Genomic DNA, 13,161 nt, shown 5'->3' with positions numbered 1-13,161 from the left:
TTGTGGTTTTTACTACATTATCCCTTGAAAACCGTGTGTGAAAGCGGTATTCCTAGACCAACTTTAGGAAAGAACCAACATCATGGCTGCGATCAGTGTCGAACCTTGCACCTTTGCCCTGTTTGGCGCCCTTGGCGACCTGGCATTGCGCAAGCTGTTTCCCGCGCTCTACCAGCTCGACCGTGCCAACCTCCTGCACGCGGATACCCGCCTGCTGGCGCTGGCCCGCGAGGCCGGCAGCGCCGAGGATCACCTGAACACCATCGAAACGCACCTGCGCCGGCATGTGGCCGAGGCTGAAATCGAGCCCGCCGCGTTAGGGCGTTTTCTGGGTCGCCTGCGCTACCAGCACCTGGATTTCCTGCAGCCCGAGGGCTACCAGGCCCTGGCCGAGCAACTGGCCGCCGAGCAGCCGCTGATCGCTTACTTTGCCACGGCGGCGGCCGTCTACGGCGCCATTTGCGAGAACCTCGACAAGGCTGGCCTGGTCGCCCGCACCCGGGTGGTGCTGGAAAAGCCCATCGGCCATGATCTGGAGTCGTCGCGGCGGGTCAACGATGCCGTGGCGCGTTTCTTCCCGGAAAGCCGTGTCTATCGCATCGACCACTACCTGGGCAAGGAGACGGTGCAGAACCTGATCGCCCTGCGTTTTGCCAACAGCCTGTTCGAAACCCAGTGGAACCAGAATTCCATCTCCCACGTGGAAATCACCGTGGCGGAGAAGGTCGGCATCGAGGGCCGCTGGGGCTACTTCGACAAGGCCGGCCAGCTGCGCGACATGATCCAGAACCACCTGCTGCAACTCCTCTGCCTGATCGCCATGGACCCGCCCAGCGAGCTGTCAGCCGACAGCATCCGTGACGAGAAGGTCAAGGTGCTCAAGGCACTGGCACCGATCACCGGCGAAGGCTTGAGCACTCGTGTGGTGCGCGGTCAGTACATCGCCGGCTACAGCGACGGCAAGCCGGTGCCGGGTTACCTGGAAGAAGACAATTCCAATGCCCAGAGCGACACCGAAACCTTCGTCGCCCTGCGCGCCGACATCCGCAACTGGCGCTGGTCGGGCGTGCCGTTCTACCTGCGTACCGGCAAGCGCATGCCGCAGAAGCTGTCGCAGATCGTCATCCACTTCAAGGAAACGCCGCACTACATCTTCGCCCCGGAACAGCGTTTGCAGATCGGTAACAAGCTGATCATCCGCCTGCAACCGGACGAAGGCATATCCTTGCGGGTGATGACCAAGGAGCAGGGCCTGGACAAGGGCATGCAACTGCGCAGTGGCCCGCTGCAGCTGAATTTTTCCGACACCTGGCGCAGTGCGCGGATTCCGGATGCCTATGAGCGCTTGCTGCTCGAAGTGATGCGTGGCAACCAGAACCTGTTCGTGCGCAAGGACGAGATCGAGTATGCCTGGAAGTGGTGTGACCAGTTGATCGCCGGCTGGCGTAACGCGGGCGATGCGCCCAAGCCTTACGCGGCCGGTTCCTGGGGACCAATGAGCTCGATTGCATTGATTACCCGTGATGGGAGGGCCTGGTATGGCGATATCTGAATTGAAGCTGCCTGCGGCTGTGCAGGTGCACGACCTGGCGGATGCCAAGGCGCTGGCCGCAACCCTGGCCCACGACGTGGCCGAACGCTTGCGTGCAGCCATTGCCGCCAAGGGCCAGGCCTGCGTGGTGTTGTCTGGCGGTCGCAGCCCGGTGCCGTTCCTTGAAAAGCTGGCCAGCGAACAGCTGGACTGGGCCAAGGTCACCGTCAGCCTGGCCGACGAGCGCTGGGTGCCGGTGGAGCACGCCGACAGCAACGCTGGCCTGCTCGCCCGCCATCTGCTCAAGGGGGCTGCCGCCAAGGCGCGCTTCGTCGGTCTCTATCAGCAGGCTGAAAACCTTGATGCCGCTGCGGCCGGTGCCGACCAGGCCTTGATAGAGTTGCCGCCAATCGACGTACTGGTGCTGGGCATGGGCGACGATGGCCATACCGCCTCGCTGTTCCCCAATAGCCCTAACCTCGCCGAAGGCCTGGACCCGAACAGCAAGCGGCGTTGCCTGCCGATGCTGGCCCCAAGCGTGCCGCACCAGCGCCTGTCGATGTCCCGTTCACTGCTGGCCAGTGCGGCGTTCATCGCGCTGTCCGTGCAAGGCCCGGGCAAACTCGCTACCCTGCGCGCCGCGCTGGCGGGCAACGACCTTTCCGAAATGCCGATTCGCGCCTTTCTTCACGACCCCCTGGACATCTACTGGTGCCCATGAGCCAAGGATCCATTGTCATGACCACCCTTGAACGCCCACAGCCAAAGCTTTCGATGGCGGATAAAGCCGCCCGGATCGATGCCATCTGCGAAAAGGCGCGCATCCTGCCGGTAATCACCATCGCCCGTGAGGAAGACATCCTGCCATTGGCTGACGCCTTGGCCGCCGGCGGCATCCGTACCCTGGAAGTCACGCTCCGCTCGCAGCATGGCCTAAAGGCTATTCAAGTGCTGCGCGAGCAGCGCCCGGAGCTGTGTGTGGGCGCTGGCACCGTGCTCGACCGCCGCATGTTTGCGGCGGTGGAAGCCGCTGGCGCGCAGTTCGTTGTCACGCCCGGCATCACCCAGGACATTCTCGAAGCCGGTGTCGACAGCGAGATCCCACTGCTGCCAGGCATCAGCACCCCGTCCGAAATCATGATGGGCTATGCCCTGGGCTACCGTCGCTTCAAGCTGTTCCCGGCGGAAATCAGCGGTGGTGTGGCGGCGATCAAGGCGTTTGGTGGCCCGTTCGGCGATATCCGCTTCTGCCCGACTGGCGGCGTGAACCCGGCTAACGTGCGCAATTACATGGCGCTACCCAACGTGATGTGCGTGGGCGGCACCTGGATGCTGGACAGCAGCTGGATCAAGAACGGCGACTGGGCGCGCATCGAAGCGTGCAGCGCCGAGGCGATGGCATTGCTCGACGCCAACTGAATTTGTTGTGTGCTTTACGGCTTATGGGGCGCTTGGTCGGCGCCCCCTTTTTTTGCCTGACGTTTATGAATTGCCAGTGCCGGCCCTTTCGCGGGACAAGCCCGCTCCCACAGAGACCTCACAAAAGTCGAAGCTGTGCAATACCTGTGGGAGCGGGTTTACCCGCGAAGAGGCCGGTGTAGGTAAAAAAAAGGCCCGCATCATAGATGCGGGCTTTCTCGTTCATCGCGGCACCGCTTAAGTAGACTTGGCTTTCTCCCGGCTCAGCGACTGTGACAGTAGTTAAAGGTAATCAATCGCGAGAATTTGTGAATCCGGTTCAAGTTTATAGAAACAATGAGGAGTCCATTCTTCAATGAAAATGGAATCTCCCTCATTTAGTACCTCGTTGTGAAGGTGTGGATGACTTCCCCATTTAACCCCAACTGTCCCAGAGAGAATGTATACGAATTCTCTAGCCTTATGTCCGGCGTTTAGTATTGCCTTCTCGGCCGATGGAAATAGAGGGGTCGTTCTGAGTACCAGCAGATTTTTATCTGAAGTTGTCTTGAGTAAGTGGCGGTAAAAATAGGCGGGCTCACCCTGCACGTGCCGTAGGCGATCGAATCGGATGAGTCCGCCGAAAACGCAGCTTTGAGATTTATCGTTCTTGCCGCTTAATTCCTCAATCGCATAGGCTGCTGTGACGTTAAGATATTGGGCAATATTTTTAAGCTGCGTAGAGTTAATTTTAATGCCGTCGATGGTGCTATCATAGAGGCCTCGAACATTATCTAGATTCATTTTCCGTTTTTGTATTAATTTTTGAAGGTCATCGAGTTTTGCTGTGATGTTAAACTCCATGCTGCCTTCCTTTTTTTATAGTGGAACAAAGCATGGCCACGTCGGTGAGGCTTATGGCACTTGATTTAATCATGGACACCTCTCTCACCAATTGCAGCAATTGGTGGACTTCATCATCTGAGCATGTGATTTGCAATTGGTCTAATGCGTATTTAATTGAGGCGCGTCCAGAATGTTTACCGACGACAATGTGACGTTCGCGCCCCATTAGGCTCGGATCGTAAGGCTCGAATGACTTGCCGTTGTTAAGAGTCCCTTTTGTGTGAATACCTGACTCGTGAGAAAAAATATTGCTGCCCACGATGGGCTGCCAAGGGTTGATTTGAGAGCCAGTTGCGTTGGCCACAATCTCACAGAGTGTTTGAAGCTTTTCCGGCTTCACACCAATGTCAATCCCATATTGAATTTTTAGAGACATTACCATTTGCGCCAGGTCAGGCATTCCCGCTCGTTCGCCAATACCGTTTACAGTGGCATGAAAATATTTTGCGCCTGCCTGCAAGCCGGATAATGTATTGCTTACACCAAGGCCAAAGTCGTTATGAGCATGGCACTGGGTATCAATCTCTACTGCGGATACCACAGTACGGATAATGGAGTGGTATTGTTCAGGCGTAAGCACTCCAATCGTGTCAGATAGCCGTAACCTATCGGCTCCCGCTTCGCAGATGTGGCCAGCATAATCAACGACAAATGACAAGTCAGAGCGGGCAACATCTTCAGCGCTGATTGAGACAAAGACATCGCGTTGCTTTGCACTGTCTATTAATTCGCATGCCTGTCTGACAAGCCAGTCCTTTGATTTGTTTATGCTGTGCTTCAGGTGGATCTCTGAGGTGGGTAACCCAATATGTATGTATCGATAGCCTGCGTCGAGTGATTCCTCTACGTCTGCACGTATCCCTCTATTCCAACCTACCAGTCGAATATCAGTTCCTTGTGTGCGCTCTAGCATCTCACTTAATGTTCGACTCTCAGTGCCGCCCATCGCGTATATGCCGCCCTCAATCCACCGTATACCCGCGTCGATTAGGGCGTTGAAGATCTTTAGTTTAGTTGCTCTTCCAAACGAAATACCAGGTGCTTGCTCGCCATCTCTTAATGTCGTGTCTTCGACGATAATATCTTGACGTATGCTCATAATGTAACACTCCGTCGTTGAGCGAGTAATGAGAAGTATTGGCATTGGTCAACGTCGTCGCCAAAGGCGTGTCTGGCGTCGATGAAGCATTGGATCGCCATCGCTGTTGCTGGATAAGCCTTAAGGTCTGGTAATTGAGATTGCGCCAATTCCAAATCTTTACAGCGGACGGCCAGCGTCACATGACTAGTTGTCAATCCTGAGAGAATATAGTTCAGCGATACCTGCATGTAGGCGGAACGACCGCGGCAAGAAGTGAATACCTTCGCCATTGATTCGAGATCCAAGCCCAACGCCTGACCTTGATGAATAACTTCCAATGCCCCGGCTAAATTGATAGACTCTGCCAGATTGTTGAGGATTTTAAGGTGCTGTGCCTTTCCAGGTTGTTTAACATAGTTGATTGTTTTGCAGATTTTTATGAGTATGGGATGTACCGATGAGTAGGCTTGTTCACTACCTGAGACAATGGAACATAATTTTCCCTCGAGAGCGCCCACTACTCCCCCAGAGACCGGGCATTCGATATAACTCACACCGATATTTCCGAACGCTTCATGTAGTTTGATCACAGACTCCGCTGACAAGGTGCTGAAGTCAACTACGACTTTTCCTTCTTTGAGCGAGTAAAGCAGTCCGTCAGTATCTGAGTAATAGATTGCCCGTAGTGCACTTTCTCCGCTAACACATACAAGAATAATGTTTGCGTTATCTGCGAGCTCTCTCAAGTTGGTTTTCCAAAGTGCGCCTCGGCGTATCAGTTCTTCAGCTTTTCGTATGTGCGGTTGTGGACTAATACCTCGACGCCAGTGTCTAGAAGTCGATGGCATATGGCATGACCCATTTGACCTAGGCCAATTAATCCGACGGTGATAGTCATGGTTTGATCCTCTATAATTCACAAGGCATGCATAGTTGCAGTTTCAAGTAGATAAAGGAGTGCAGCACGGCATGCTTGATGCGTGCCGGTGGAGCTTGCGTCAGTTACTAGTTTTCTAGAAGGTGGCTAGTGTGAAAATTATCCTATGCCACCGGGTATTTTGTTTTCAATGCTAGCCATAGTTGATGGCGATAATTTCTGATTTCTCACCAGGTATGTTGCTGACAAATCCGTGAGGTACATCGGGGAGAATGAAGATGGAGTCGCCTTCGTTCAATATCCCTTCTTTAAACTCATTGTCAGAGTCCAGCCACCGAACCCGCACGCTCCCTTTAGTTACGTATACAACTTCCTTTGATGCGTGCCCGCCATTCAAAGACATACATTGGAAGTCGTTGGCGCGTACATCCAGTCGTAAAGCCATTAATCGAGAGTCTTGATTGGTTGTAACCAAATGCTCATAAGTGTAGCAATGAGTACCATTTCTGATCTCTTCACGCTTGAAACCAGTTCCTCGTCTAGCTATTTTTACGCCATTATCCAAGTCGGTAGCAGTAGAACCTAAAAAAAGATCGCTCAGCGGCAATGCCAAGTAGCTAGCAAGCTCTCTCAACTGCTCAATACTTTCGAAGTAAGCGAATTTGTCATCAAGCTCCACATCACAAATGTGAGACATGGTCATCTTTCTCGAAGCAAGGAGTCTCTCAAGGTTAGTTTTGCAAATAGTTATTTTGTTGTTCATGGTTCCCTTCTCGCTGTGTCGGTTTGACGATGAATCCTAGCCAAAGCAGTTAAACGCAATGAGTCGCGATCCGGTTCGTGCGTTGTGTGATGGCTGTGGAGCCATTTTTTTAGGGTGAGTGGACTGTGTGTGTTATCTTCATTTAGAAGTGTTTTACAAGTGCCTATGGATATGAATGAGTGAGAGTCAGAACCTCCTGTAGTGTCGAGATTTAATGTCGATGCTAATGTCAGGTATTTATTTATGTTTGTGAGGTCTTTGGCCGGGACCTCGATCGCGTTTATGCAGCGTTTTAAAGTTACAAGATCTGAGCATGTCTTACCTGGCCAAAAAACATGGTGCGCTACTAGTTTAAAAGGTCGGCCTCGCTTCTCTAGCAGTCCATGAAGTGTATCCATGGTATACGCTCTCGCTCGTCGATCGAGACTCAGCAGTGTTTCGAGGTCAGCATGCACGCCAATGTTCATATTGTTCGCGAGATGTAGCTCTGCACCCGGTAACACAAGTACACCGTTACAAATAATTGAGCCGTCTCCCTGCGTACTACCACCGAGGCGATTGCTGCAGAATAGGCCCAGCATTAGTTTTTCGTAAGCATCAGCTTCAATGTGTTCGGTGATGCAGATTGCATCGAGCTCATTTAAATTTGCCACTTTGAGCGTCTGGCTCACTGAGTCCCAATCCGGCTCTGCTTGCTGCTTCCACATGAGCAGATGTACATGAGCATCCAATATTGTCCTTTTCATTCATCACCTCATCACGGCCATGATGATTTTTTCATACCTTGAATACGCACTCACGAATCCGTTGTTATACGGCGTATCATCAAACTTTCGGATGGATAGCGCGTCATGGTGGTATGGCTTGCTTTGAAATGCCAAGATTTCTTCACTTGTCATGCTTCCCCCTTGGTTGTGTAAGCTTGACAGTGATCCCGAACTCAATTGGTCGTTATAACTCTTATCGAGGGTGATTAAGTATCGCTTTGCATCGATATGGAGTTGAATGGGCAAGCAGACTGACTGAGGGAACCATCGATTTAGCCATTGGGCACCCAGATCAGCATGCTGGCAGTCCTTTTCATATGGAGTCATTTCCGGGTCACTGTTGCATAGGTAATGCCCAATGTCGTGAAACAATGCTGCGACAATCAGTTCTTCCGCACAGCCCTCAGTCAATGCCTGATGGGCACTCCAAAGCGAGTGCTCCAAGAGTGTTTCGCCGTTGCTAAGTTTTACTTTTTTACATTCAAGCATGATTGTTTTGAGCATGTGGCAGGCAGCCCGCATGCTAGCTTTCTTGTCGAGCATAAATCCGCTCCGCATGTTTTAGTTCGTCGTAGTTCATAAGTTGGAATACTTCGGCGAGCGAACAGATGTTATTGTCGATGTTGCGGATGCTATTGTCTGCCTGAATTTGTGCTGCTGCATTTCGCATTGCAAGCAGTGAGGCCCGCATCATTTGGTTTGCACATATATACACCGAGATCCCAACTTCCTGTAGTAGCTCTGTCGACACGTTTTTATAGGTTGTTGGGGCGACTATCAAAGGGCAGCGTCCTGCCCAGCACTTACTGAATTCCAATATGTCGAATCCATCTGTCTCTTTGGAGTGTATGAAAATTCCATCGGCACCTGCTTCGTAGTACTGCTCCGCTCGTTTCAAAGCCGCCTGTACACTCATTCCGGCTACCAATGCTTCTGTACGAGCAATAACAATAAAGTCATCATCCCGTTTCGAGTCCTGCGCAGCTTTAATCTTTCCACAAAATTCATCCACGCTACTAAGTGCGTGCTCTTGGCTGACGAACGAGTTCATTTTAGGAAACTGTTTGTCTTCTAAAGAAACTCCGGCTATCCCATAGTGCGACAGGCGCTTAACTATGTGCCTTACATTATTGAAATTACCGAAGCCTGAATCTCCGTCGAAAAGAACAGGGATATTTACTGCGTCAGCTATGCATTGAGCGACCTCCATGACCTGACTCCATGATGCTTCATTGCAATCGCGAAGCCCCATCGCTGAGGAAATAGCGAGTCCCGATGCCCAAATAGCTGGATACCCCGTCTCCTCGACTATTCTAGCGGAGAGCCCATTGTGGGCCTCCAGGATCAGGTCCAGCTTGCCGTTGAATAATAGTTTTCGGAAACTTCCTACAGTTTTTTTTCTTGACATCACAAACTCCGTTTTTGTTGTTGTGGATGAGTTGCTGATTCAGTCTTAGTCACACTTGGTAAAAACTCAATGCTCTGCATTATTTTTTTACATTTACTTTTCCATGGATAAATTTGTCACTATGAGGTGACAATTGAGCCCGATCTCCTGGTTGACGGTAGAGCGGCCGCGAATTAGGCTTCTCTGATTTAATTTAGAACTAGTTAATTATGAGTGATCATTCAAAGGCAATGGCAGGTCTGCTTCTTGCTTTCTTTGTCGAGGCGTGTGCGGTGCAGGTGGTTTTTATCTACGTGCCGTTAAGCATGCTAAGTAGACCGGGGGATGAAGTTGTCTCCGCGCTGCTAAGAGCGACCGTTTATTTAGGTCCGGTTGCCTTTGGTTATTTGGCTGGGAAGCTTGTAGATGCCGTTTGCCCGCGAGACTTAGGTTTCTTAGTAGCGCTGGCCCTGTGCTGTGATGTGGCTTTCTATACGATTCGGCGAGGGGAGTGGTCTCTATTAGAGACGTTTATTCTCTTGAGTGTGATATCCATCGGGACATACATACTTAGCAATCTTCGCGCCTGCATAATGCCCCGTATCGTCCATAGAGATTTGCTCCCGCGCATGAATGCAGGATTACTTGTCGTCGAACAATGTGCGCTCATCCTATCGCCCGTCGCTGTCTCGTCTATTTTGATGTTACAAAATTCGGCGGTAGTATTTATTGGTGCTTCGATTTGTTTTTTGCTTTCAAGTTTTCTGTATCGCTACTCCTGTTTGAAGCTGCCGCCTCGCATCGCCCCCGTTGTCCCGACTTCCTTTATGTCGAGCTTTAGGGTACTTGTGCAAAACAAGCCGCTGGTGCATGTTGTTTATATCGTCGTGGGCAATAATGCCTTCACAGCTATTTATCTTTTTTTCGTGCTCCTGAGTGCTGCGGATAGCGGTGTACTCAACCTCAGCGAAACACCATTCCTTTTGGTTTCATATGCTTTGGGTTCTATTTTTTCCGGTTTAGTCACGCCGAGGATGATGAGAGCAGTAAATTCCCACATTGCCGTGTGCACATGCACTGCGGGAATGGCTGCATCAGGGGTGTCGCCACTTGGACTAGGAACGGTTGAATCTTACTATGTGTCGGCCTTTTTCGTGGGCTTCTTTGGGGCCTATGTGATCATTACAGCTTGGACATTGAGGCAGGCGCTGGTACCCGCGGATTTGCTTGGTAGAGTCACCGGAATTACCAGTGCACTCTTCAAAGTTTCGATGCTGCTTTCTGTCCCATTGGCAGGGCTGATAAGCAGTTATTTCGGCAGTGCAGTAGCCATACTTGCGGGTACTGTGCCCGTAGGTTTAGGGCTCGCACCTATGGCAGTCGCTTCGTTGAAAGTGAAGATAGGTAGTCCCCATACTGACGGGCCTGATTTTTCTTAAACAGTTCTTTATGCTGGTTGACAGTCCAACTGGTGAATCTAAGGTAAAAAAAAGCCCGCATCATAGATGCGGGCTTTTTGGGGTTTGCCGGGGAGTTACGCGGCCTTGGCTTCCTGCTGGCTCAGCGAGCGGTTCAGTGCGCTGAACAGCGCCTTGAAGCTGGCCGTGGTGATGTTCTCATCGATACCTACACCATGCACCGGGCGGCCGCCGGCCACGCGCAGTTCGATGTAGGCAGCGGCCTTGGCGTTGGTGCCCGCACCGATGGCGTGCTCGTTGTAGTCCATGATCTCCACGGATACCGGCAGGCCGGCAACCAGGGCTTCCAGGGCGCCGTTGCCCTTGCCGCGCCAGTGCAGCGTGGTTTCGCCTTCACCGGCGACTTCCACTTCCACGGCACTGTTGCCGTTTTCTTCCTGCAGGCGGTGGCTGACCAGTGCATACGGGGCGTTGGCCTGGAGGTATTCCTTGTGCAGCAGGCTATAGATCTGCTGGGCGGTCATTTCCAGGCCCAGGCGGTCGGTTTCACCCTGCACAACCTGGCTGAATTCGATCTGCATGCGGCGTGGCAGGCTGATGCCGTATTCCTGCTCGAGCAGGTAGGTGATACCGCCTTTGCCCGACTGGCTGTTGACGCGAATCACCGCCTCATAGCTGCGGCCGATGTCGGCCGGGTCGATCGGCAGGTACGGCACTTCCCACAGTTCGCCTTCCTGTTGCTTGGCGAAGCCCTTGCGGATGGCGTCCTGGTGCGAGCCGGAGAACGCGGTGTGGACCAGGTCGCCGACGTATGGGTGACGTGGGTGCACCGGCAGCTGGTTGCACTCTTCGACCACCTTGCGCACGCCGTCGATGTCGGAGAAGTCCAGCAGTGGGTCGATGCCTTGGGTGTAGAGGTTCAGGGCCAGGGTCACCAGGTCGACGTTGCCGGTACGCTCGCCGTTACCGAACAGGCAACCTTCGGCACGGTCGGCGCCGGCCATCAGGCCCAGTTCGGTGGCGGCAATGCCGGTACCGCGGTCGTTGTGGCAGTGCAGGCTGATGATCACGCTGTCGCGGCGGCTGACGTTGCGGCAGAACCATTCGATCTGGTCGGCGTAGATGTTCGGCGTGGACACTTCCACGGTGGCCGGCAGGTTGAGGATGACCTTGTGCTCAGGCGTCGGGTTCCACACTTCGATGACCGCGTCACAGACTTCCTTGGCGAACTCCATCTCGGTGGCGCTGAAGGTTTCTGGCGAGTATTGGAAAGTCCACTGGGTTTCCGGCTGCTGGGCGGCATACTTGACGAACAGCTTGGCGGCGTTCACCGCGATGTCCTTCACGCCTTGCTTGTCCTGGTTGAAGACGATGCGGCGGAACGACGGGCTGGTGGCGTTGTACAGGTGGACGATGGCCTTCTTCGCACCGCGCAGCGACTCGAAAGTGCGGGCGATCAGGTCTTCACGGGCCTGGGTGAGCACCTGGATGGTGGTGTCGTCCGGGATGTGGCCGTCTTCGATCAGGGTGCGCACGAAGTCGAAGTCGGTTTGCGAGGCCGACGGGAACGAGGCTTCGATTTCCTTCACGCCAACCTGCACCAGGGTCTTCCAGAAACGCAGCTTCTTTTCCGAGTCCATCGGCTCGATCAGCGACTGGTTGCCATCACGCAGGTCGGAGCTGCACCAGATCGGCGCCTCGGTGATGGTCTTCGACGGCCAGGTACGGTCAGGCAGGTCGATGGTCGGGAAAGCGCGGTATTTCTTCGATGGGTCTTTGAGCATGGTCATGGAAGCAATCCTTTTGTGTGCGGCCGAGATCGGGCCTGCCGAGCTGTAACGAGATGAAGAGGCGAGGCGACGCGAATCAACCTGGTAGTCGGGCGCTGACCAGGCAGAGGCTGCGATGTTGTCGGAGCAGGATGAGGGTGCTGAAGGTTTTCATGCCTCAACCCTAACCAGTGGGGTGGGGGATGGCAAGCGTTGGAAAAAAATTGAGAGGAATGCTTAAAAAAAGCTCAATGGCGAGATTTTATCGCTGAAATATGTGATGGCCTTTTTATTTTTTGCGCAGTATTTTTCGATGGCGCAACACAGTGAAAGTGATGTTGGCTGTGCTGGCCTCTTCGCGGGCTCGCCCGCTCCCACAGGGTTTCGCGTTCCCTGTGGGAGCGGGCATGCCCGCGAAGCAGGCGCCGCCAATCTCAGGGCTGGAAGGCACCGATGAAGATCGCCGGGTCCACCCGCGCATCGTTCAGGCTGACATTCCAGTGCATGTGCGGCCCGGTCGCTCGCCCAGTGGAGCCCACGCGCCCGACCACATCCCCTCGGCGCAGTTGCTGGCCAACATTCACATCGATCTTCGACATGTGGCAGAACATGCTGATGAAGCCCTGCCCATGGTCGACGAACACCGTACGACCGTTAAAGAAGTAATCGCCCACCAGGATCACCTTGCCGTTGGCCGGGGTCTTGATCGGCGTGCCGGCCGGCACCGCGAAGTCGAGCCCGGCATGCGGGTTACGTTCCTCGCCGTTGAAGAAGCGACGCACGCCGAACTTGCTCGACAACGGCCCGCTGACGGGTTTGTCGAGGATCAGGTTGCTCGGCAGCACCGGGCTGAAGCTGCGATACGCCTTGATCTGCTCGGCCAGTTCACGGTCGATGCGCTTGAGGTCGTCCGGGTTCGGGTTGACCTGGCGGGTGTTCTTCAAGGTGATGTGCTGCTCGGGGTACTTCTTGCTGCCAACGCTGAAGGGCAGGCTGCGGCCGCCCTGGGTCAGCACGGCAGTGCCGGGCTTCTGGGTCAGCGGGATGCCGACGATGGCCAGCCAGTTGTCCTGCTCCTTGACCACCAGCACCGGCTTGCCATCGAAGCGCGCGTTCGGCGCTGTTGCCGCCGGGCCGAGGTCGACCACCGCTACGCCACCGGGCACGGGCTTGTTCAGGGTGCGGGTGATGTAGCTGGCCTGGGCGCCTGCGGTCAGCAGCATGAGGGAGAGGGCGAGCAGGGGCGCGAACAGGCGAGGCATGT

Annotated in this window: 14 protein-coding genes; 4 read left to right on the top strand and 10 right to left on the bottom strand. The window is 53.9% G+C overall.

The features are described 5' to 3' along the window. The first annotated feature begins 82 nt into the window (after window positions 1–82). Genes zwf through ACLEJU_RS19075 form a run of 3 tightly spaced genes read left to right on the top strand, consistent with a single transcriptional unit; the run spans window position 83 to window position 2,950 of the window. The gene (gene zwf, locus ACLEJU_RS19085) at window positions 83–1,552 is read left to right on the top strand and encodes a glucose-6-phosphate dehydrogenase (protein WP_435422942.1); all 1,470 of its coding nucleotides are present in this window, start codon (window positions 83–85) and stop codon (window positions 1,550–1,552) included. After that, window positions 1,539–2,252, top strand: coding sequence for a 6-phosphogluconolactonase (gene pgl / locus ACLEJU_RS19080; protein ID WP_435422943.1), 714 nt, complete (start codon window positions 1,539–1,541; stop codon window positions 2,250–2,252). The genes zwf and pgl overlap by 14 nt, the downstream gene beginning before the upstream one ends. Window positions 2,253–2,269: 17 nt before the next feature. After that, window positions 2,270–2,950, top strand: coding sequence for a bifunctional 4-hydroxy-2-oxoglutarate aldolase/2-dehydro-3-deoxy-phosphogluconate aldolase (locus ACLEJU_RS19075; RefSeq protein ID WP_435422944.1), 681 nt, complete (start codon window positions 2,270–2,272; stop codon window positions 2,948–2,950). Window positions 2,951–3,232: 282 nt separating this feature from the next. On the opposite strand, the gene ACLEJU_RS19070 is transcribed toward ACLEJU_RS19075, so the two are convergent. The 8 genes from ACLEJU_RS19070 to aepX all read right to left on the bottom strand — a co-directional run bounded on the left by ACLEJU_RS19070 (window position 3,233) and on the right by aepX (window position 8,731). Continuing rightward, on the bottom strand, window positions 3,233–3,793 hold the full coding sequence (locus tag ACLEJU_RS19070; RefSeq protein WP_435422945.1) for a cupin domain-containing protein: 561 nt from the start codon (window positions 3,791–3,793) through the stop codon (window positions 3,233–3,235). After that, complete coding sequence (locus ACLEJU_RS19065) at window positions 3,783–4,934, bottom strand: homocitrate synthase/isopropylmalate synthase family protein (protein WP_435422946.1); 1,152 nt, start codon at window positions 4,932–4,934, stop codon at window positions 3,783–3,785. The genes ACLEJU_RS19070 and ACLEJU_RS19065 overlap by 11 nt, the downstream gene beginning before the upstream one ends. Then, complete coding sequence (locus tag ACLEJU_RS19060; protein ID WP_440776738.1) at window positions 4,931–5,662, bottom strand: NAD(P)-dependent oxidoreductase; 732 nt, start codon at window positions 5,660–5,662, stop codon at window positions 4,931–4,933. Before ACLEJU_RS19060 ends, ACLEJU_RS19065 begins: the two co-directional genes overlap by 4 nt. A gap of 29 nt (window positions 5,663–5,691) precedes the next feature. Continuing rightward, on the bottom strand, window positions 5,692–5,814 hold the full coding sequence (locus ACLEJU_RS19055) for an NAD(P)-binding domain-containing protein (protein ID WP_440776737.1): 123 nt from the start codon (window positions 5,812–5,814) through the stop codon (window positions 5,692–5,694). Window positions 5,815–5,986: 172 nt separating this feature from the next. Continuing rightward, window positions 5,987–6,556 (bottom strand): hypothetical protein, encoded by a 570-nt coding sequence (locus ACLEJU_RS19050; protein ID WP_435422947.1) that lies wholly within the window; start codon window positions 6,554–6,556, stop codon window positions 5,987–5,989. Beyond that, entirely contained in the window at window positions 6,553–6,954 is a 402-nt protein-coding gene (locus ACLEJU_RS19045; protein WP_440776739.1) for a PHP-associated domain-containing protein, read from the bottom strand. Before ACLEJU_RS19045 ends, ACLEJU_RS19050 begins: the two co-directional genes overlap by 4 nt. Before the next feature lie 351 nt (window positions 6,955–7,305). Beyond that, a complete protein-coding gene (locus ACLEJU_RS19040; protein WP_435422949.1) occupies window positions 7,306–7,866 on the bottom strand; it encodes an HD domain-containing protein in 561 nt (186 codons plus the stop codon). After that, window positions 7,847–8,731 carry a phosphoenolpyruvate mutase gene (gene aepX / locus ACLEJU_RS19035; protein ID WP_435422950.1) on the bottom strand — a complete coding sequence of 295 codons (885 nt, stop codon included), beginning with the start codon at window positions 8,729–8,731 and terminating at the stop codon, window positions 7,847–7,849. The genes ACLEJU_RS19040 and aepX overlap by 20 nt, the downstream gene beginning before the upstream one ends. A gap of 209 nt (window positions 8,732–8,940) precedes the next feature. Here aepX and ACLEJU_RS19030 point away from each other — a divergent pair, with 209 nt between their 5' ends. Then, on the top strand, window positions 8,941–10,149 hold the full coding sequence (locus ACLEJU_RS19030; protein WP_435422951.1) for an MFS transporter: 1,209 nt from the start codon (window positions 8,941–8,943) through the stop codon (window positions 10,147–10,149). A gap of 95 nt (window positions 10,150–10,244) precedes the next feature. On the opposite strand, the gene leuA is transcribed toward ACLEJU_RS19030, so the two are convergent. Both leuA and ACLEJU_RS19020 read right to left on the bottom strand, forming a co-directional pair. Next, the gene (gene leuA, locus ACLEJU_RS19025) at window positions 10,245–11,918 is read right to left on the bottom strand and encodes a 2-isopropylmalate synthase (protein ID WP_435422952.1); all 1,674 of its coding nucleotides are present in this window, start codon (window positions 11,916–11,918) and stop codon (window positions 10,245–10,247) included. Window positions 11,919–12,331: 413 nt separating this feature from the next. After that, entirely contained in the window at window positions 12,332–13,159 is an 828-nt protein-coding gene (locus tag ACLEJU_RS19020) for a peptidoglycan DD-metalloendopeptidase family protein (RefSeq protein WP_435424464.1), read from the bottom strand. Window positions 13,160–13,161: the final 2 nt, after the last annotated feature.

It is taken from the genome of Pseudomonas sp. SMN11, assembly GCF_052041945.1.
GTDB lineage: Bacteria > Pseudomonadota > Gammaproteobacteria > Pseudomonadales > Pseudomonadaceae > Aquipseudomonas.
Note: the sequence above shows the minus strand (reverse complement) of the source record. Positions and strands in the feature narration are given on the sequence as shown.